Annotated in this window: 24 protein-coding genes and 1 pseudogene; 6 read left to right on the forward strand and 19 right to left on the reverse strand. The window is 48.9% G+C overall.

Annotation, left to right across the window (positions count from 1 at the left end; genetic code table 11):
• Nucleotides 1–325: 325 nt before the first annotated feature.
• Nucleotides 326–829, reverse strand: a complete 504-nt coding sequence (locus tag H8L47_RS10610) for a DUF2938 domain-containing protein (protein WP_186953571.1) — start codon at nt 827–829, stop codon at nt 326–328.
• 12 nt (nt 830–841) lie between these two features.
• On the reverse strand, nt 842–1522 hold the full coding sequence (locus H8L47_RS10615) for an MFS transporter (protein WP_222616488.1): 681 nt from the start codon (nt 1520–1522) through the stop codon (nt 842–844).
• Nucleotides 1523–1706: 184 nt separating this feature from the next.
• On the opposite strand from H8L47_RS10615, the gene H8L47_RS10620 reads away from it, so the two are divergent.
• Nucleotides 1707–2381, forward strand: a complete 675-nt coding sequence (locus H8L47_RS10620) for an ArsR/SmtB family transcription factor (RefSeq protein ID WP_186953572.1) — start codon at nt 1707–1709, stop codon at nt 2379–2381.
• Between the two features lie 358 nt (nt 2382–2739).
• Here H8L47_RS10620 and H8L47_RS10625 read toward each other — a convergent pair whose 3' ends face one another.
• The gene (locus H8L47_RS10625; protein WP_222616489.1) at nt 2740–3117 is read right to left on the reverse strand and encodes a phage tail protein; all 378 of its coding nucleotides are present in this window, start codon (nt 3115–3117) and stop codon (nt 2740–2742) included.
• A 488-nt stretch (nt 3118–3605) separates the two neighbouring features.
• Between H8L47_RS10625 and H8L47_RS29400 the strand changes: the two genes are divergently transcribed.
• Nucleotides 3606–3833, forward strand: coding sequence for a hypothetical protein (locus tag H8L47_RS29400; protein ID WP_222616490.1), 228 nt, complete (start codon nt 3606–3608; stop codon nt 3831–3833).
• Nucleotides 3834–4049: 216 nt separating this feature from the next.
• Here the strand turns inward: H8L47_RS29400 and H8L47_RS29405 are convergent, their stop codons facing one another.
• From H8L47_RS29405 to H8L47_RS10640, 3 genes are all read right to left on the reverse strand, one after another.
• Complete coding sequence (locus H8L47_RS29405; protein ID WP_222616491.1) at nt 4050–4418, reverse strand: bacteriocin immunity protein; 369 nt, start codon at nt 4416–4418, stop codon at nt 4050–4052.
• Nucleotides 4419–4803: 385 nt separating this feature from the next.
• Nucleotides 4804–4929 carry a hypothetical protein gene (locus H8L47_RS30055; protein ID WP_268978050.1) on the reverse strand — a complete coding sequence of 42 codons (126 nt, stop codon included), beginning with the start codon at nt 4927–4929 and terminating at the stop codon, nt 4804–4806.
• A gap of 127 nt (nt 4930–5056) precedes the next feature.
• Nucleotides 5057–5434 (reverse strand): phage tail protein, encoded by a 378-nt coding sequence (locus H8L47_RS10640; RefSeq protein WP_222616492.1) that lies wholly within the window; start codon nt 5432–5434, stop codon nt 5057–5059.
• Between H8L47_RS10640 and H8L47_RS10645 the strand changes: the two genes are divergently transcribed.
• Nucleotides 5433–5603: a hypothetical protein gene (locus H8L47_RS10645; RefSeq protein WP_186953576.1), complete on the forward strand. Its 171-nt coding sequence runs from the start codon at nt 5433–5435 to the stop codon at nt 5601–5603. The genes H8L47_RS10640 and H8L47_RS10645 overlap by 2 nt on opposite strands.
• Here H8L47_RS10645 and H8L47_RS10650 read toward each other — a convergent pair.
• Nucleotides 5600–5950: a phage tail protein gene (locus H8L47_RS10650; protein ID WP_230413684.1), complete on the reverse strand. Its 351-nt coding sequence runs from the start codon at nt 5948–5950 to the stop codon at nt 5600–5602. The genes H8L47_RS10645 and H8L47_RS10650 overlap by 4 nt on opposite strands.
• Nucleotides 5951–6582: 632 nt before the next feature.
• Here H8L47_RS10650 and H8L47_RS10655 point away from each other — a divergent pair.
• Nucleotides 6583–8163: an AbgT family transporter gene (locus H8L47_RS10655; protein ID WP_186953578.1), complete on the forward strand. Its 1581-nt coding sequence runs from the start codon at nt 6583–6585 to the stop codon at nt 8161–8163.
• 146 nt (nt 8164–8309) lie between these two features.
• Here the strand turns inward: H8L47_RS10655 and H8L47_RS10660 are convergent, their stop codons facing one another.
• The 3 genes from H8L47_RS10660 to H8L47_RS10670 form a co-directional block, all read right to left on the reverse strand.
• Nucleotides 8310–8666 carry a hypothetical protein gene (locus tag H8L47_RS10660; RefSeq protein ID WP_186953579.1) on the reverse strand — a complete coding sequence of 119 codons (357 nt, stop codon included), beginning with the start codon at nt 8664–8666 and terminating at the stop codon, nt 8310–8312.
• A 75-nt stretch (nt 8667–8741) separates the two neighbouring features.
• Nucleotides 8742–9065, reverse strand: coding sequence for a hypothetical protein (locus H8L47_RS10665; protein ID WP_186953580.1), 324 nt, complete (start codon nt 9063–9065; stop codon nt 8742–8744).
• Nucleotides 9066–9804: 739 nt separating this feature from the next.
• A complete protein-coding gene (locus H8L47_RS10670) occupies nt 9805–10050 on the reverse strand; it encodes a hypothetical protein (protein ID WP_186953581.1) in 246 nt (81 codons plus the stop codon).
• A gap of 109 nt (nt 10051–10159) precedes the next feature.
• On the opposite strand from H8L47_RS10670, the gene H8L47_RS30060 reads away from it, so the two are divergent.
• Nucleotides 10160–10285, forward strand: a complete 126-nt coding sequence (locus tag H8L47_RS30060) for a hypothetical protein (RefSeq protein WP_268978051.1) — start codon at nt 10160–10162, stop codon at nt 10283–10285.
• 126 nt (nt 10286–10411) lie between these two features.
• Here the strand turns inward: H8L47_RS30060 and H8L47_RS10675 are convergent, their stop codons facing one another.
• From H8L47_RS10675 to H8L47_RS10700, 7 genes are all read right to left on the reverse strand, one after another.
• Nucleotides 10412–10789 (reverse strand): hypothetical protein, encoded by a 378-nt coding sequence (locus H8L47_RS10675; protein ID WP_186953582.1) that lies wholly within the window; start codon nt 10787–10789, stop codon nt 10412–10414.
• A gap of 323 nt (nt 10790–11112) precedes the next feature.
• Complete coding sequence (locus tag H8L47_RS10680) at nt 11113–11547, reverse strand: hypothetical protein (RefSeq protein ID WP_186953583.1); 435 nt, start codon at nt 11545–11547, stop codon at nt 11113–11115.
• 470 nt (nt 11548–12017) lie between these two features.
• On the reverse strand, nt 12018–14009 hold the full coding sequence (locus H8L47_RS10685; RefSeq protein WP_186953584.1) for a LysM peptidoglycan-binding domain-containing protein: 1992 nt from the start codon (nt 14007–14009) through the stop codon (nt 12018–12020).
• Between the two features lie 154 nt (nt 14010–14163).
• Nucleotides 14164–14361, reverse strand: a complete 198-nt coding sequence (locus tag H8L47_RS29410; protein ID WP_222616493.1) for a hypothetical protein — start codon at nt 14359–14361, stop codon at nt 14164–14166.
• A gap of 238 nt (nt 14362–14599) precedes the next feature.
• The gene (locus tag H8L47_RS10690) at nt 14600–15031 is read right to left on the reverse strand and encodes a hypothetical protein (RefSeq protein ID WP_186953585.1); all 432 of its coding nucleotides are present in this window, start codon (nt 15029–15031) and stop codon (nt 14600–14602) included.
• A 181-nt stretch (nt 15032–15212) separates the two neighbouring features.
• Complete coding sequence (locus H8L47_RS10695; protein ID WP_186953586.1) at nt 15213–16760, reverse strand: hypothetical protein; 1548 nt, start codon at nt 16758–16760, stop codon at nt 15213–15215.
• Between the two features lie 571 nt (nt 16761–17331).
• Complete coding sequence (locus H8L47_RS10700) at nt 17332–17742, reverse strand: hypothetical protein (RefSeq protein WP_186953782.1); 411 nt, start codon at nt 17740–17742, stop codon at nt 17332–17334.
• Nucleotides 17743–17766: 24 nt separating this feature from the next.
• On the opposite strand from H8L47_RS10700, the pseudogene H8L47_RS10705 reads away from it, so the two are divergent.
• A pseudogene (locus H8L47_RS10705) lies at nt 17767–17874 on the forward strand (IS110 family transposase); the annotation flags it as partial.
• A gap of 118 nt (nt 17875–17992) precedes the next feature.
• Here H8L47_RS10705 and H8L47_RS10710 read toward each other — a convergent pair.
• Nucleotides 17993–18334 (reverse strand): hypothetical protein, encoded by a 342-nt coding sequence (locus H8L47_RS10710; protein ID WP_186953587.1) that lies wholly within the window; start codon nt 18332–18334, stop codon nt 17993–17995.
• Nucleotides 18335–18435: 101 nt separating this feature from the next.
• The gene (locus H8L47_RS10715) at nt 18436–18867 is read right to left on the reverse strand and encodes a hypothetical protein (protein ID WP_186953588.1); all 432 of its coding nucleotides are present in this window, start codon (nt 18865–18867) and stop codon (nt 18436–18438) included.
• Nucleotides 18868–19045: the final 178 nt, after the last annotated feature.

The raw sequence follows: 19045 nt of genomic DNA on the forward strand, positions 1-19045 counted from the left end.
TTGCTGAGATGAGCGGGCGATTGCTTCATCTGTCACCCACAAGGTCAGGCGACCGCGCCGCCGAAGACCGGCGTGGTACTCCGCCCAGGTCGTTACCTTGAATTTCATCTTCGGTATGTGGTGGCGTCGCTTTTCGTTGTGTTTGTTGGGCATGGACCGGCACGGATTATCAGGGGCCAGCACTTTACCCGATTCACTTGGTGTCCGTGCAACAACGCCGGTGTAGGGCGTGCCGTACCCATGAGGCGTTTGTGTGTGGCTTCGGCCACCGCGTTGCACAAGGCATCGCCATCGCTTCAACCATCATTGCGCTATCGCGGCGACTTCAAGAAACATGCGAGATCGCTACAACCCAGGCTGCTACGAACAACCCAACGCCAAACGACGCATGGGCCATCAGACTGCGCAGGCGCGCGGTGTTCGGCTGCGGTGTTTTCGATGCGGCAATGCCCGCACCCATGCCAGGTTGCAAGATGAAGAACGGGGCCGCGACACTGAGCACCCCGAAGATCGCAGCGGGCAGAAAGGTGGGCTGGCGCGCCCATTCAATACCCACACACGCCAGAAGCGCCGCCGCGAAGGCGATCCCGATGCCGTAATGGGCACCCCAGCCGATGACGCCTTCGCCACGAATGGGAGTTGCCCGTGAGATGCTCTCGTGTGTGAAGCGTCCACTCGGCAGGTGACCGATCCAGCGTCCGACCATCGCATAGTTTAGCGACGGAATGCCGAAGCAGCGCTTGATGAAGATTGCCCACAAATCCATCACGACAGTTGCGCCAATGCCGATCAGCGTTGCGCATACGAGGAATTCGAGTTCGTTGTTCATGGCATTCCCCTTCTAGTGCGCCTGAATCGGTCGGCATCCTCTCAGCCCTTGAGCTGAGGAGCGATAGAGTAGGACCATCGCCAGGCGTGCTGCAATGACATACACGACTGCGGTCGTACCTAATGCCCATACGTACCCGACTACAACATCCGCTTGTACCACAGCCACCGACATTAGGGCAGCCAGGCCGACCGTCGGCCCCAGCACGGAAAGGCCGCCCGATGTCGCCATCGCTTTGCCAAAGGCCGTCGTCTGGGGAAACAGTGTGCGCAACAATGCCATAGCAGCGGGTGCCGTCAGAGCACCACCGACACCTTGCGCGAAGCGCATGCCTACCAGCACCTCGAAATTGGGAGCGAAGGCGGCGACCATGGATGCGAGTCCTAAGATCGACAGCCCCACCCCAAACATCTGCCGCCCGCGATAGCGGTCTGCCAATCGCCCGCCGAACAACAGCAGGCCACTGAAAGGCAGTCCATAGGCCGCTGTCACCAACAACAGATTCGCGGGACTTAACGCAAACTCGCTGGCGATCTTCGGTAGTGGCACATTGATGAAGGTGATCGTGAAGATCAGGGTCGCCTGGACTATTGCCAGGATCGTAAAGGCCAGGCCAGTACCTTGTAGCGGCCCACCTGCTCGAGTAGCAGTCTGAGGCGGTTCGATGCCGTTATTTGGGAGAGTTGGTGACACGGGTGAAGACTCCTTTTAAGTTAATCAAGTCACGACGACTGGCAGGGATAGGCGCGGATATGCGGCTATGTGGCTGAATGACCTAGTGTCAGAACCACCGCCGTGTTCGTCTTTTATCTTGTCCAAAGAACACACTACATTCAATTGATTGATTGAATGATAGATTGATGCTATTGTTATGTCAATGATCCCTACAACCCCTCCATCGCACCCTCAGCGTTTCGTCGCACTGGCAGAGATTGCCCGGACGCTGGGGCATGCCCATCGTCTCGTCCTTCTTGATCACATCGCCCAGGGGGAACGCGCTGTTGAGCGCCTGGCAGAACTGTCCGGGCTGTCCCTCGCCAACGCGTCCCAGCACTTGCAACACCTGAGGCGCGCAGGCCTAGTCCAAACTCGGCGGGACGGTAAGCATGTGCTGTATCGCATGGGTGCAGGCCCAATCGCCAGCTTGCTCGCGTCCCTGCGGGACTACGCGGAGCATCAGCATGCAGAACTCGAAGAATTCGTCACCGACAGCATCCACAAACGGGAACGCTTGGAGGGCGTCTCTATCGAAGAACTGCTGAGCCGGATTGAGACCGATAGCGTTGTTCTGCTCGATGTGCGCCCGGAAGAAGAGTTCGCGCTGGGGCATCTGCCGGGGGCCATCAACATTCCCGCCGAAGAGCTGGAGCGCCGACTTATTGAGTTGCCTCCGAACGCGGAAATCGTGGCCTACTGTCGAGGGCCGTACTGTGTCCTCTCCACCCATGCCGTGGAGGCCCTACGAGCCAATGGTTTGCAGGCACGCAGATTGAGTGCAGGATTTCCCGAATGGAAGGCCGAAGGGCTGCGCGTTGAAACCACCCCTTCCTAAACGGGTCGTAAAGATGCTTTCCCTTGTCCCATTAGACGACTGGATGCCGATCTAGCCAATCGTTGACCCGCGCTGTCGCCCAATCTCCCAGCCCGTGTAGGTACGATTAGCGCAGCGTAATCGTACGCATGGTCAGTGGCAATTCTCTATGCTGCTGAAAAATCACGACTGCTTTGTGAGTTAGAATCAAGTATTCATCGCCCTCGTGCTGAGATGAATCGACAGCGATCATGAGATTTATGTGAAGCCTTTCGTTATTTTGGCATCGCATGCGTACGATTACGCTGCGCTAGTCGCACCTGCGCCCCCGAGCAGGTTCTAATGGGCGCACCTGAATCAGTTGAGGATAAACATCAACCTAAGAGGTAAAAGGTATTTTTCGATGGGTGCACATAATAATCATATGCATATTTTTTCTCACATTCGCCTTCGTCTCGTCTATGGCTGGACGGATACCATCATCGGTCTCCGGTGAAGCAGTGAAGCGGTGGTCAGGTAGCTGGAACAGATCGTCTTTGCCGCCGAAGCTGTAGCCAAGCACTGCGAACAATTCGGGGTAGCGGGCAGCCGACAGCGTGCGGCCATCGCAAAGCATCCATCCCCTCGCTTCGAGCGCGGTGCTCATGTGCTCATTGGAGGTATCCAGGTAACCAGAATAAGGGACGATCGTGCCTATCGGTGTGCTGCCAAATCCTGGCTGGCCAAATCCTAGTGGCCGAAATAAGGGATTATTCATGTTCAGTGTTCTCATTGATTTTTCTCTGCCAGCCCGTGTAGGTACGATTAGCGCAGCGTAATCGTACGCGTGGACAGCGGCAATTCTCTACGCTGCTAAAAAATAACGGCTGCTTTTTGGGCTTGAATCAAGTATTCGCCATTATCGTGCTGAGATGAAGAGACGGCGATCATGAGATTTGCTTGAAGTCTTTCGTCATTTTCGGCATCACATGCGTACAATTACGCTGCGCTAATCGTACCTACATTCCTTTTTCTATAATTCAGCTATCTCCACATCACCAAAATCAAAAGAAAAGAAGTAAAAAAAAGTAACGATAAAAATGCTGATATTTTTGTTTTATTTAGATCATTGCTATTATTTTTTTGCCGATATTAAGACATAGCGATATCAAAAACAAAATATAATAAAGAATTAATGTCCAAAAAATACACGCTTGCAGGGCATATGCCCCTCCACTAGAATTCAGTAACTTCTCTGGAAAAGCTATGAGCTCTCCAGTCAAATTTACGACGCTAGAAGTAGCTCCCTCAACTCCAGCCATCAATATCGTTGCAAAAATATATAAAGTAAATATTGGAAAAAAAATAGCTGAATATTTGCCTGCAAAAATCAAGGCGTTCAATGTCTGTAATACAGAATTTTTCTCGAACATAGTTTCGTTTGAATTACCCATATTTCCTCGAGCTCGCGTAGGTACGATTAGCGCAGCGTAATCGTACGCATGGTCAGAGGCAATTCTCTATGCTACTGAAAAATCGCGACTGCTTTCTGCGCTTGAATCAAGTATTCGCCATTATCGTGCTGAGATGAAGAGACGGCGATCATGAGATTTGCTTGAAGCCTTTCGTCATTTTCGGCATCACATGCGTACGATTACGCTGCGCTAATCGTACTTACGTTCTTTTATCTGCGCCAACTTACGGATCGTTTTATTCCGACAACAGTTTTGGCTTGAAATTAAGAATCGCATCAGCGATCGCTTCCGCAGATACTTCACCATTCTCAGGATAAAAAATCAATCCAGTCACGTTAGGCATCGGCGAAACTTGCTCTAACTTATCTATGTACGCATCAAGCTCCTCTTCAGTCCCTTCCGCGTTCATGATCTTTGCAATGAGGTCAATCAAATATTTTCTGTCCGGCGCTATCATTGCTCTCTCCCGTAGTGGAATGCACCATCTAATATTTTCGTATGCAACCAGCGGCAATTCTTTATGCTGCTGAAAAATCATGACTAATTTTTGAGCCTGAATCAAGTATTTGTCATTCTCGTGTAGAGATGAATCGACGGCGATCATGAGATTTATGTGAAGCCTTTCTCTATTCTCGGCACAGCATGCGTACGATTACGCTGCGCTAATCGTACCTACGTCCCTAGTGGAAATACATCCTAAATAAGTCAAATACAACAAAAGCACCAATTACTAAGCTATACAAACTTGCGAGCTTTTTCCAAGCAGAAGAGTCAGACTCATATCGAATCCGTTTGGTGTTTTTTCCAGAGCCAATTGGAAGAGGTGGCTTTTTTACCCAAATAAAAACGATAGAAAATAAAAAGAAAAGAATAAAAAATCCACTGAAAAGAGACATGTATATACCTACAAAAAAACACAACAAAAAACAAAACTTTTTATCGACTTCTTACAAAGCTCGTGTCGGTACGATTAGCTCGTGTAGGTACGATTAGCGCAGCGTAATCGTACGCATGGTCAGCGGCAATTCTCTGTGCTGCTGATAAATCACGACTGCTTTCTGAGCTTGAATCAAGTATTCGCCATTATCGTGCTGAGATGAAGAGACGGCGATCATGAGATTTGCTTGAAGTCTTTCGTTATTTTCGGCATCACATGCGTACGATTACGCTGCGCTAGTCGCACCTGCGCCCCTGAGCAGGTTCTAATGGGCGCACCTGAATCAGTTGAGGACAAACATAAACCTAAGAGGTAAAAGGTATTTTTCGATAGGTGCACATAATGATCATATGCATACTTTTTCTCACATTCACCTTCGTCTCATCTATGGCTGGACGGATACCATCATCGGTCTCCGGTGAAGCAGTGAAGCGGTGGTCAGGTAGATGGAACAGATCGTCTTTGCCGCCGAAGCTGTAGCCAAGCACTGCGAACAATTCGGGGTAGCGGGCAGCCGACAGCGTACGGCCATCGCAAAGCATCCATCCCCTCGCTTCGAGCGCGGTGCTCATGTGCTCATTGGAGGTATCCAGGTAACCAGAATAAGGGACGATCGTGCCTATCGGAGTGCTGCCAAATCCTGGCTGGCCAAATCCTGGTGGCCGAAATAAGGGATTATTCATGTTCAGTGTTCTCATTGATTTTTCTCTGCCAGCGCAGTTGATTGATAACTTCAGCACAGCCGCCACTGACTGCACCAGATTGGCTGGCTTGCTGATTTTTGGGCACCGCTTCCTCACCTTGCGTGAGGAAATTTGTGGATTGCCAGCGAGGCGCAAAAAGCGAGGCTAACGAGCCAAAGGAACAAGGCCATAGGTGTACTTGATGATGTAAGCGATACCCTTGACATCTCCTCCTGTTGTTGCCGCAGTTTCGGCGCCTGGCAAGCTCGCGTTGCGGTAGTCAGGGATACAGAATTGTTCACCTTGACCTCCATAGCGATAGCCAAGCACGGCGTACAATTCGGGATAGTGGACAGCCAAGAGCGAGCGTCCATCGCAAACCATCCAGCCCCAGGCTTCCAATGGGTTAGGCAGATTGTCATTGCTGTTAGCTGGGCTATGGCCGCCAGCAAAAGCGACGACCGCACCGACCGGCACATCACCAAAACCTGATCGCATCCCAAAAGGGCTATTCATGCCATGTTGCATCATGTTGCATCCTTCATCTCAAGAGTGTGAATCGACGAAATCGCCATATTGACCGGCTCATCCATATCCATTTTGCCTGTTGCATCAGAAAAAACTGATACTTGACAAATGTTATTCAATGATAAACTAAATTAGTCAATTGGGATACTTCGCGCTGGCCATGATGAGTCAACGTCAAGGCAGGCGGACCCATGCAGCCACATGCTGGCAGCTAAAGCCGCTCTTCAAGTCTGGTGCGGTGATGTGGGCCACAATAATCCGGGAACGCCAACGGCGTAGCTGTACTCATTCGGATGCTCTCTGTCGGCTGCCAACACTCTCAACTTCGCCAGAAAGTTCAAGCATAAATATTCAGTGCCCATGTACTTTCGACTTCCAGTTTCAACTGCGTCAAGGCTGGGGCCAAGGTCATGCCGAACGGATAATACATTCGCTTGATTACCGTATGCAGAGAGTCTATTATTGCTCGATTTGCAAATTGTCTGGCAATGGCAGTTTTACGGACACCCTCCATTGCGACACAATCTGAAATGTAGCATCTTGCGAGAGTCGTTTACCTTGCGGCAGACGATCAATGATTTATTTCAACCGATGAGACTTAATAATACTATGGAGAAGACATGACTGAAGCAACGAAAAATTCAGCGTCGTCAGGTGGGCTAAGCTGGTTTGCCCGTAGCCTGAATGTGATTGAACGCGTCGGCAATAAATTACCCGATCCCGCCATCTTGTTTGCCTTGTTCATGATTGCTGTCTGGGTGATTTCCTGGGCGTTGTCGGGTGTGAGCTTTACTGAAATTGACCCACGCAATGGCAAGCCAATTCAAATTAAAAACTTGCTTGAGGGAGCTGCACTCACCACGTTCATGGCAAAGTTGGTCAGTACCTTTGTCAGCTTCCCGCCATTAGGCGTGGTATTGGTTGCGATGCTAGGGCTTGGTGTTGCAGAGTACACTGGTTTTATCAACGCTGGCTTGCGTTCTATTTTGTCAGTAACGCCAAAAATGTTATTGACGCCAGTCCTGGTGGCTGTGGGTATTTTAAGTCACGTCGCGGTTGACGCTGGCTATGTCCTGGTGATCCCATTGGGCGCTGTAATTTTTTATGCAGCCGGGCGACACCCGCTGGCAGGTATAGCTGCTGCTTTTGCCGGTGTTTCCGGCGGCTTCTCGGCATCCTTGTTCATCCCGAGCAGCCTCGATCCATTGCTGGCCGGATTGACTCAGGCATCGGCTCGTCTCTCGTCCAATCCGGCAGCGGCAGAGTTGATTATCAACCCTTTGAATAATTACTACTTCACATCTGCTTCAGCGATATTAATTGTGTTTATCGGTTGGTTCTTGACGGATAAAGTGATAGAACCTCGCCTGAAAAACACGCCTGTCGATGGTGATCCGGCAGGCTTGCCGACCCTGGACCCGTTGACGCTGTCTGAGCGACGTGGTTTGCGCTTTGCTGTCTTATCCATGTTGTTGTGTATTGCACTGCTGGTTGTTACTATCTATCCGGCGACTTCACCCTGGCGTGGTACTGATGCCAGCCTGACCCATGCGACGGCACCTTTGATGCAGTCGATCGTCGCCTTGATTTTAGTGTTCTTCCTGATTCCCGGCGTGGTGTATGGCTATGCTGCGGGCACGGTAAAAAATCACCGTGATGTTATTCAAGGCATGACCAAGTCCATGAGCGGCATGGGCTATTACATAGTGATGGCATTTTTCTGCGCGCAATTTATCTACGCATTTGGACAGTCAAATCTTGGCGCATTGATTGCCATCAAAGGTGCTGGCGGTTTGAAAGAGCTTGCATTGCCCATGGGCGTAACCTTGATCGGCATCGTGATACTGACCAGTCTGGTGAACTTGCTGGTGGGCTCGGCTTCTGCCAAGTGGGCATTGATCGGTGCGGTGATGGTGCCAATGTTAATGGAGTTGGGTGTGTCACCGGATTTGACCCAGGCAGCGTATCGGGTAGGTGATTCGTCAACCAATATCATCACGCCGCTGATGCCGTATTTCCCATTGATCGTGGTGTTTTGCCAGAAGTATGTCAAATCAACCGGCATCGGCACCTTGATTGCCTTGATGCTACCTTACTCAGTTGCCCTGCTGGTACTCTGGACCACATTTTTGCTGTGCTTCTGGATGCTTGGTTTGCCACTGGGCATCGGCGCAAGTTATAGCTTTCCGATAGCACGATAAATGGCTGGACGCGGGCTTGGTGCATTGCGCAACAAATGCACCAATAACCGCCGCCATCCCTCAAAAAAATCGACATGCTATCCAGATGAATAGCACGTCGATCTTTTCAAGCGCAACCCTCATTACAAGGGTGCAGGCTTAGCGGCTTATTTCGATGCTGCTGGCGCGGCTGCTGCTGGTGCTGCTGCCGCTACTGCTGGTGCTGCTGCCTTGGCTTCGTCCGCTTTCTTGTCTTTCTTCGCATGCTTTTCCTGCTTGGCATGCTTGACTTCTTTCTCTACCGCTGGCTTGGCTTCTACCGCTGGTTTGACTTCTGCTGCTGCAGTTGTCGCAGTCGTCGCTGCTGCAGCCTTCACAGCCGGTGCTGGTGTGCTGGCCACTGCAGATGCAGAGGCCACGGCGACTGGTGCTGTTGCAGCCTTAGCCGGTGCTGCTGGCGTTTGTGCAAATGCACTACCCATCAAAACAGTAGAAGCGATCAGTGCGGTCATGAGCTTGTTCATTTTTTATATCCTGGTGTGGTGGTGTTTTTTTCCGGCAGCATTTTGCTGCCGGTATGCATATGATTGCGTTAAAACTTATTTAGAAGCGGCGCTGGCAGAGGCAGAAGCAGCGGCTGCTTTCACTTCTTTCTTGGCACTCTTGTCAGCTTTGGCTGGCTTGGCTGGTTTGGCTTCTGGCGTAGTAGCAGGTACCGTTGCTGCTGGAGTAGAAGCTGCTGCCGATGCCGACGCTGCCATCACTTTCGCAGCCGGAGCAGATTTTGCGACGCTGGCGGCTGCGGCAGAAGCTGCTGGTGCTGGTTTGGATGCCGCAGTCGCAGAAGCGCTGGCTGGTGTTTGTGCAAATGCGCTACCCATAACAACTGTGGAAGCGATGATGGCGGTGATCAGTTTGTTCATGATATGTTTTCCTATTTGTTTGGGTTACTTGCTTTTGTTTTGCTGATTTTTTTGTTTCGTAGTCAGCCTACGTAAGCCAAAAACGCCATCCAGGGACTTTGCGTTGACGCAAAAAACCACATCTTGTGCAGCTTAGTGTTGTTATTCTAAACCGCATGTCACCTGTCAACCATTTGCCCTGCTCATGCGTTACGCGCGTAGGAACATGAATAAATCAAGTCCTCTCAGCACAGAAAAAAACGACGCCTGCTTTATGCATGACGTCGTTTTTTTTGGGGAAATCGATTTCCCCGTTGAGCTGGTGCGTTACAACGCCCCCTACTAAAGCGCACACCTTGCTGCTGTCACCAAGGGCATTACTCTGTGCCCGCTCTGTGCCTCTGTGTCTCTGTGGTGAGTTCTTTGGTCCAGACTTTCATTACCGATGAGTTGCCACCCAACACGTAGGGTGCATCACGACGCACCACTCTTCAAATTGGCTGCATTTCACGTTGAACCGGTGAGTGGTGATACGCCCTGCTTACCGGGATTTTGAGAAAGTACCGCGACATCCATTCATCGCCGTGCACGTGAATGAATATCGGCCACGGCAAGCAGCACATTGCAATGCGCACCAGGTCAATGCGGGCATCACATGCGTACGATTACGCTGCGCTAATCGTACCTACACGGATTGAACCCGGCCTTCGGGCGAAATCGAAACCAATGCGCATTTGAACTCATTATCAACTCCGCATTTCTACCAGAAGTATTGACTACACATGGTTTCAATCTCTTCTCCGTTTATGTAAAAATCGGCAGATTGACCGTGAGGAATCCATACAACCATCGCATCTTCACAAGAATGAATTTCGAGTGGCACAGTATCTTGACCCTTCAATTGAATCGCCAATGCGTCATTTTTTTTCAATAGAATCTCATCTGTAGATGGTTCTATAAAAACCTTCAATTCGTTAAATTCTGTATTTTTTAAAACTATACTCATTCCCAAGCATCCAATATTTGTTGTATTAATTTCGACCTTGCTACGGGGGAATCAACCGAATTTCCTTTTTCGGCTGCTATCGCAGCCCGCGTAGGTACACGGGCTGATGATGTATTTTGCCTGGGGCAATGGCGGGCAATACATTTTCATCATTCCTGAACTTGAGCTAGTCGTGGTCTTTACCGGTGAAACCTACAACTCAGACAAGTCGGAACTTCCGTTTACCATCTTGTAACAATATATCTTGCCCTCGATTCTCTGATGCGAGCTGATTGCCGAAGCATTTGAAAGAAATCATACCTGATAGCACCTTCATGAATCAGTTACTACGAACATTACCTGTAGGCCATGGCTGATTTCGTTAACAGGTCCAATAAATCCTTTTACGCAAATCAACCACATCGGGGCCATCGCTACAGCCACCAACGTCCCTGGCATAGCGGTCAGCCTTGCTGGTGCCTATGATCCATTGTTTCGATGCTGCATGCCACATTAGCGTTCCCTCGGCAATGACGCCTTTGGGAAAAACTTCCGATGCGCGCCGGTTGATCAAGACGATATGATGACCACGAATTTTGGCCGTCAGCACCAGGCTGGGCATGTTGGGTTGTTCTGCAAATCTGTGTTTGAACGTATATTGTCCAGACTGGAGCGGCAACGGCGGCGCGGCGGCGACTGTGCTTGTCCAGATGGCCAATACGAACATCGCGATCAGGTGTTTTATTCCATGGACAGTCATGTGCTTCTTTTTTGACGGCATCAAATTCCCATTCCCCCCCGTAGGTACGATTAGTGCAGCGTAATCGTACGCATGTGAGCCGCAACTTTATTTACTGATTGAAAAACAAAACGGCTTTTTGATATTGAATCAAGTATACATCGCACTTGTGCACGGATGGATAAAAGACGAATACAGTATTTGCTTGTGGCCTTTGGTTATTGATGGCACTGCATGCGTACGATTACGCTGCGCTAATCGTATCTACACGGGCTAGTCCCACCGTGCAAACATGCTCGCCGCCCGCATTCATCCCATTTTCCAACATGCTTATGTTTTGACGATCATTTTTTTTCTAACCAAAATTGCAAAGTGTAATCTCCAGAGTCTTTTCGATACGCTTCCAAGCACAGCCTGTAATCCGGTTTGACGCATCCCACTTGACGATACCATGACTCTTTACTGGACGACAGCCAGGGAATTATTTCATCAGAGATTTTCTGCGGAATCATGCTTTCAGTGAAGTCGCCGTCTTTCTGTTCTTCTTTGCGCTTGAGATAGGCTGTCAGCTCTTCTTTTGAATAGCTTTGTTTGACATCGACACTTATCGATTTCAATTTCCTGCTATCCGGATAGGTAGACAGTGAGATACTTTTCGCTTTTGCCCGAAAATCAGTCTTATCGGGAAGACGGACGGTCAAGTAGTAAATAATACCGTCGCAATAATAGTTATTATCGAGCCCGGTAAATTTAAAACAGTGTGCTTTTTCTTGCGACATGATTGTATCTATCGTCGTGCTCTCGTCCACCGTTACATTGATATGTGCAGGCCAAATGCGCTTGATCAGGAAAATACTTGTAGGCACAAAGACGCAGAGGGATAAAAAACCAATAATGAGCGACTTATCAAAATTGGTTCTGCGCCTTTTGTAGGCATAGACAAGACCAAACCCTGATGCAAGGTAAGCCGCCGCCCAGATACATAGAACACCCCCCCCAGATAAGCGAGTTCAAGACCCATTCCCCCCATCATATATTCGCCCCTTCCGCATCAATGATGCTGTCAGGCAGCAGACCTGCCGTTTTTTGAGATTTCATCAACATTCCTTTCAGACTGAGATTGTTTTTATTGTTGTAATCAGTGTAGCGTAAATGCGTGCATCATGCTTTTATCATAACGGCGCTGATAGCCACGCGTACGATTACGCTACACTTTCTACCTACGTCCCGGACAGGCTCTTTGCTTCCATTATTTTGATATTTTCAAATGCGGCACGATCTCAACTGGGATTGGATGAAGATTCCTGGGATCGGCCATCTTCTGAATTTGCTGGCGCGTGATCTCACGAGTAGCCGGGTTATTGTATCGGTTAGTAAACTGATCCAGCCCCGTGCTTGCATAAGCCCAGCGTTCATTAATGTTAGAGAGATCGATGCTTTTATCCGTTGGCGAAATTTCAAAATAGCCGGGCTCCCCCTTTTGACCAACATGCACATCCAATGGCAGTATTCGTGAACCGGTAGCACCGTTGATCCATGCGCCTCCGCTCATCATGGGTTTTTTATACATTTCTTGAAGAACATTTCTTTGTTCATGATTAAGCATTTTCTTGGCTGAAATAGCGCGAAGTATTTCTGCCCGCTCGGGGTCTTTGGTTTCCTGACTGGCTTGAAGCGCTTCAAATGCCTCTCTCATTTCATCTTTCATGCCAATATCATTGGCAATCGAGAGCAATTTCGCAGCACCATGCTGCTGATAAAAGCGCAGATACGGCGTAATGTCTTCAAATACTTGCTGATTTCCTTTGGCAAGGTTATCAAAGGCCATGCCAGGCATGGAAGAGCTATCCAATCCTCTATCAGGTGTAGCCGATAAAAAATATTTACCTTCTACTGACTCGCCTCTATTTCTCAGAGACCGCTTGGCAAGCCATGCGAGTGCGGCACGAACTTCGTTCGATGCAAATGGTGCGAGACCAGTCCAACCCAATTCTGGATTTTTTTTATTGATATCTGCATAGGTGGTAATGTAAATGGAATTTTGGTCAAATCCCTTACTAAAAGTATCGCCACCGTGTTTCTCTTTCAAGTGCCGACCGACATCCATGATGCCTTCTTTAATGCCCTTAAATGATGAAATAAGCTCGTTTCTACTGTGTTGCCTGACGCCATTCCCAAAGCTGACCTGCGCGTTTGATTGTTCAACCCGCTGCCTTTGTGCCAGCTCAATCGCCTGCCGTCTTTCAGACGTATCAGCCGCAATCAATTGGCCACCTGCACGCAGGTTCGCATTGGTGATGTTATTCGGGATAGTCAAGACGCGTCCAACTGGTAGATTGCGTGCACCATCGGCGGAAGTTGCTAATCCATTCTGAGCAAGGATGGACATGCCTGCCCGGCCATCATTAAAATATTGCTTACCGAGCTGCGAGGGATTATCACCACGTTGGATAGTGTGTGTACGAGGTGCAAATCTGAGGTCTGCAGCATTACTGAGCAAGTCGTCTATCTTTATCGGGATATTGACACCGCGTTCTACTTCTTCTCGCGTCAAGACGGGCATGCCACGCAATCTGCTAACGTCTCTTTGCAGGGGCAGGCTTCCTACGTCCTCAGGACGAATCCTTTCTGTAAGACTTGCGCCCAAAGAATAATCAGGCAAGAAATTAGCGCTATCGTCATCTGCTAATTTCTCTCTGCCATACGGGGTATATGTTGAATTGCCTTCTTGCAGGTCATCAGGACTAACGATGCCTAAACTATATTCCTGCGGAGTCGAAGTATCAAATCTGCTGAGTAATCCCGTATTTCGCGGCGCTAAATTTTGCGCAGCAAAAGATTCGCTGTTTGTCTCACCATTATTCGACATGGTGTTCAACAGCCAGCTCCTCGCGGGGGTGCTAGCTTGCAGGTATTCACGACCGAAGCCACCGGCGTCAGTAGTGGGCATGCTGTCGTCTCTTGCCATCAGCCTGACGCCTGTGTTTGCCGGGGAGAATTGGTTGCCCATGTCAGCGAACAACGGCAGCCTGTAGCTGTCTTCATCATTATCGGCTCTGCGCATGGCGGTGCCGGATAGCAAGAGACGGATGCTGGGGTCGAGGTCTGAGAATTGCAACTCGTCTGCCAGGTCTTTACCATAAGCTGGCGCATTGAAATTATCATAGTCGTCAAACTCATCAAAATCGGGAATGCGGTAGTACAGGCCGTCGCGGCCGCGTATGCTGCTTCTGTTTGGCATGGTTGTTCCTTATTTGTTTTTGAATGAAGATGCAGGCTTGTTGCCTTGTTGTGGCATTGCTGTTGCGCATGGCAATGCGCCCTGCACTACAGCAATTGCTTCCTGTAGGAGCGGCGTTAGCCGCGAAGCTTGCGACCCTTGCAAGCATTCACAGCTAAAGCCGCTCCCGCAGAAACTCTTCTCCTGCATCAAGAGCTTGATACAGCGATGTTTGTTGAGCGGCGTGCGTCAGGCGCACCGGTTTTTTTGATGTGAATGCCTGCAAAATAATGGTGAAATATAGTGCGCACGGCGCGCCCCCTACTGACCGCATGACGCAGTTTTTGGCATATCCAATTTTTTTTTTGTACATTGCCGTGATGTAGGGCGCAATATATTACGCCGCATGTGCACTTGGCATACGGCAAAGATGTTTTTCGAGAGAATGCGGTGATCACATACGGCGCATTGCAATGCGCCCTACGTCAAGGAAATTGCTGCCCGCAAGAACAGCTTCGGGCGCGAAAAATAAGTATGATAAGCATTTGCGGCTAAAGCCCCCCTACGGGAACATGCGCGATTTGAAAATGCAGGTGTTCGTATTTGCCAGCTCACACACCCCATTCAGCTAGTATGACTTTAAAGTCCGGAGAGATATCAAATCCTGGTAGCCAGTCGTCTTCAGGATAGGCATCAAGTCTCACATAAAAACTGCCATCTTCGTGCAAATATAAACAAGAGATTGGCGCGTTGAGGAGTCGGTAATCAGGATGCTTTTTTCGCCACTCCTCAGTTGGAGCATCAGGCAAATTGGATGAGGCAATGATTTCAGGTAGCCGTGCAATCAACTCTGCAAATATGTCCATTTGCGCTTGAATCGGTTCGCTTCCCATTGCATTTATCGAAACAGGATAATCTATCCCATGTACTTTTGCTTCTGCAATCCAGTCATTGTGTTCGGCGCGGTGCCTGTACTGACCAACCAGCGGGTGACTTATCCAATTCAGGTTTTGGGTTTGTGCGACATGATTTTTTTCGTTCATTTTCTTCTCCAGAATAATGAGTCTTTGTATTGTCGATATTCTTCATCGACAAGAATTTTTTTATACGAACATTCTACACGGTATACATTTTTCAACATGTAGCAGTACCTGCCACCGCGCACGTCTCCTCCAATGAGGAGACGAGGGAAAATTCGTCACGAACTGGCGATATAAGGTATTTCTATCTTGTTGGAGGAACTACTCCTACATCCTGATCCCGGTAACCAACGCCAAAGTAGCGATTGATCGAACCACAATTCTGGCAGGCGGCTCTGATATTGCCTGTAGGATCATGTAGCTGGGCTGCTCCCATAAAGCCCCAGGGTTGTTCATTATTATTCAATATCTGGGAAAAAACCTGAGGTTCGGCGCAGGTGCCGCGAAATCCTGCGGTATCTGGATGTAAATTGTTTTGGTCGATCAGCTCTTTTACGAAAGAATTCTCTATTGACGGAATCTTTAAGTCTCTTCGAGGGTTAATGCTATATCCGAGTTTCACTCCCCCTGCCTTGTCAATGAAAGCGGTTACCATTCCTGATTTTGCGTCGTTTTGCACTTCTTTCACCGCTTGTTGTGCCAAAAATTCAGCATTCGCCTGGTTTGGAAATATCCGGACTTTATCAAGCTGGTTCCTCCAGTCAGCTGGTAAATCAGCTTTTGAAAAATTGCGTTCATCCTTAAGCCCAGCTTCTGACATGAAGCCGCTTTCAGGTCGCATGCTGTCGCGATTTGCATTCGCTCTACTACTGAAGCCTGAATTTGTATTAAAGAAATTCGCTCTGCGAAATGGAGGAACTGTATTGCTTCCCCATAATTGTTGACTGTCATAAGTAGTACGACTTCGCGGTCTACCAACCCTTGCCCCTGCAATATCAAGCCCTATGGCGCCAAGTTGATTTGCAGATTCAACTTGTTCTTCATTTCCGCCAAACAGGCGGGTATAAAAGCCGGGGGCATTAAAAATTGGGCCAAGCAAAGCGAGTTCGAGATTGTTCTTTGCTCTCAACCGTGCCGCATAGTCGGTCCTGTCCAGTTCCATGCGTTCATTCGGCCGCCCGGCATGTAGCATTCGTAAAGAATCGGGCATCCTTGATTGATCTGGAGTTTCGAACTTTCTCAACTGTGGCAGTTCATCTGTCAACTCTTGCCAGTAGTAATAGCCCGGCGGTGGCGGTGACCATTTTGTGAAAACTTTTTCTTTACCTGCACCTGGTCCAAAAATGGTGACCTCTTCTGTCAACGGTGCCATTTGAGGCTTGTTGTAGGATATTGCCCAGCTCATGGCGCCGGTATCGCGGTCTGTAAAACTTGGCGGCCCTTGCTTCGCAATGATCCCGGGCAAGGAATCATACCTATCGCCAGGATCGCTTTGGCCTGGCGTGGCACGAGGAAGTAAACTTTGCCTCTTTGTGTAGGTTTGCGGGCTGCCGCCATAGAAATGTTCATCTGCAGCAGCTAGTCTGATGTCCGACTCTGCTGGCGAGAAGCGGCTGCCCATGTCAGCAGAAAGCGGTAGACGGTAGCGGTCTTCATCACGACCACCTCTGCTGACGATCGTATTGGACTTCAAGCGGGGAATGCTGGGGTCAAGATCTGAGAGTTGCAGTTCGTCTGCCAGGTCTTTACCGTAAACTGGCGCATTGAAATTATCGTAGCCGTCAAACTCATCAAAATCGGGAATGCGGTAGTACAGGCCGTCGCGGCCTCGTATGCTGCTGATGTTTGGCATGCTTGTTCCTTATGTGTTGTTGAATTGGGGTGCGGGCTTGCTGCCCTGTTGCGCGTGGCAATTACTCAGTGCAGGGTGCGCTGCGCGTAGCAGTGTTGATTTTGCTGTTTGAAAAAATTGGCTGGAAATGCTGCGGGTGGTACGGGGATTGTGCGGAGTAATGCGTTACAACGCCCCCTACTAAAGCACATACCTTGCGACTGTCAACACGGACATTACTCTGTGCCGCTGTGTCTCTGTAGTGAGTTCTTTGGTTCTGACCTTCATCACGCTTGTGCCACCCGCAATACGTAGGGTGCATCACGACGCGCCATTCTTCAAATTGCCTGCATTTCACGTTGAACCGGTGAGTGACAATACGCCCTGCTTACCGGGATTTTGAGAAAGTGCCGCGACATCCATTCATCACGGTGCACGTGAATGAATATCGGCCACGGCAAGCAGAAAATTGCAATGCGCACCAGGTCAATGCGTATCACATACGTACGATTACGCTGCGCTAATCGTACCTACGCGGGCTTCTTATCGCTTTCGAAATTGACATCTGAAAAACGACGTTCAGGATCTTTTTCTACTCATTCAAGTCTTTCAATATCTCCGATATCATCTTCCTCACTTCGTCATCTTTGTCATGGACAAACGGCCGCAATAAGCTTGACTTGTCTGGTCGATGTGAGTATGCAATGATTGGTATTGCATGTACCAGACATATGGCTGGAAGCTGGTTTAAAAGTTCAGCAGTTTCATCTGCAATCAAGTGTGTTAAATCCCCATTGTCAAATACTGTCGCAAGGAGATTGAATATACTCTCATTGACAGCTGGATCAGCTTCATGTTTGAGTTGATTCATTAATTGCTTCACGATAGATTCCAGATCTGTCGGATTTACCTCCCCATAAACAATAAGGTCGTTCAACTCATCAATGAGCAAATCGCGCTCTTTACACGCAGGGTTACTGATTCTGTTCATCAAGTCGTTCATTGTCCACCTTTCTTTGATTTCATTAAACCTGCCAAGCTCATTATTGGCGCTATGATGCGAAAGCTGGTTCAGGTCGCTTTAGGCGTATTGAAATCTGGCAAACCATTCGATGCTAGCTTACATTTAGCTTGACCGGAATAACAGTATCTACACGGCCTGAATCACACCCCCCACTCAGCCAATGTGACTTTGAAGTAGGGAGAGATATCAATCATAGGGATCCAGTCGTCTTCAGAATAGGCATCAAAACTCAAAAAAATCTGCCATCCTCGTACAAACGAAAAAACGAAATTCGTGCGCTGGCGATCCGGTAATCAGGGTGCTTGCTCCTCCATTCATCCGTGGGCGCATCCGATAAATTGGAAGAGGCGATGATTTCAGGGAGCAGTGCTATCAATTCTGCAAACCTGTCCATTTGCGCTTGTGATGGTTCGGTTCCCTTTGCGGCTATCCTGAATGGATAATCAATGCCGCGCACGGCAGTATCAGCAGCCCAGCTACCCGATGGTCCTCTCCTGAAGTGTCCGACCAGAGGATGGGGAATCAATTCAGGATCCAAGTATGAAGGTTCTAAATTTGTTTGATTTGGCACGTGATTTTTCCTGATATCGGGTACGCTAATTGTATCTACACAGGCGACTCTCAATTCCTGCTCCCTTGAACCAGATCCGATATAACACCAAATTTTTTTGCTTATGTGATCCACTCAGCTTCAATCACGATGAAATCTGGCGATGTCTCGAAGCTTGGGGACCAGTCATCTTCAGGAAAAGCACCAAGAAAAATAAGAAAATTGCCGTCTTTACGGATCGACAAATACTGAACTTTTGCATTAAGCAAGCGATATTCGGGGTGTTTTTTCCTCCATTCATCCGTGGGGGCATCAGGCAAATTGGATGAGCTAATGATTCCGGGCAGCCGTGCAATCAACTCTGCAAATGTGTCCATTTGCGCCTGAATGGGTTCGGGTCCCTTTGCATTTAACGAGACGGAGTAATCAATCCCATGTACAGGTGCTTTTGCAATCCAACTGTTCTGCTCAACGCGGTATCTGTATTGACCAACAAGGGGATGATTGATCCATTCCAGTTCACTGGCTTGCTGCACTTGATTTTTTTCGTTCATTTATTTCTCCAGAATAATCTATATGCTTCTTTAGGTCAGCCCGCGTAGATACGATTAGCGCAGCGTAATCGTACGCATGTGAGCTGCAACTTTATTTACTGATTGAAAAGCACGACGGCTTTTTGATATTGAATCAAGTATACATCGCACTCGTGCAGGGATGGATAAATGACGAATA

This window comes from Undibacterium umbellatum (assembly GCF_014284125.1).
In the GTDB taxonomy this organism is placed as follows: domain Bacteria; phylum Pseudomonadota; class Gammaproteobacteria; order Burkholderiales; family Burkholderiaceae_D; genus Undibacterium; species Undibacterium umbellatum.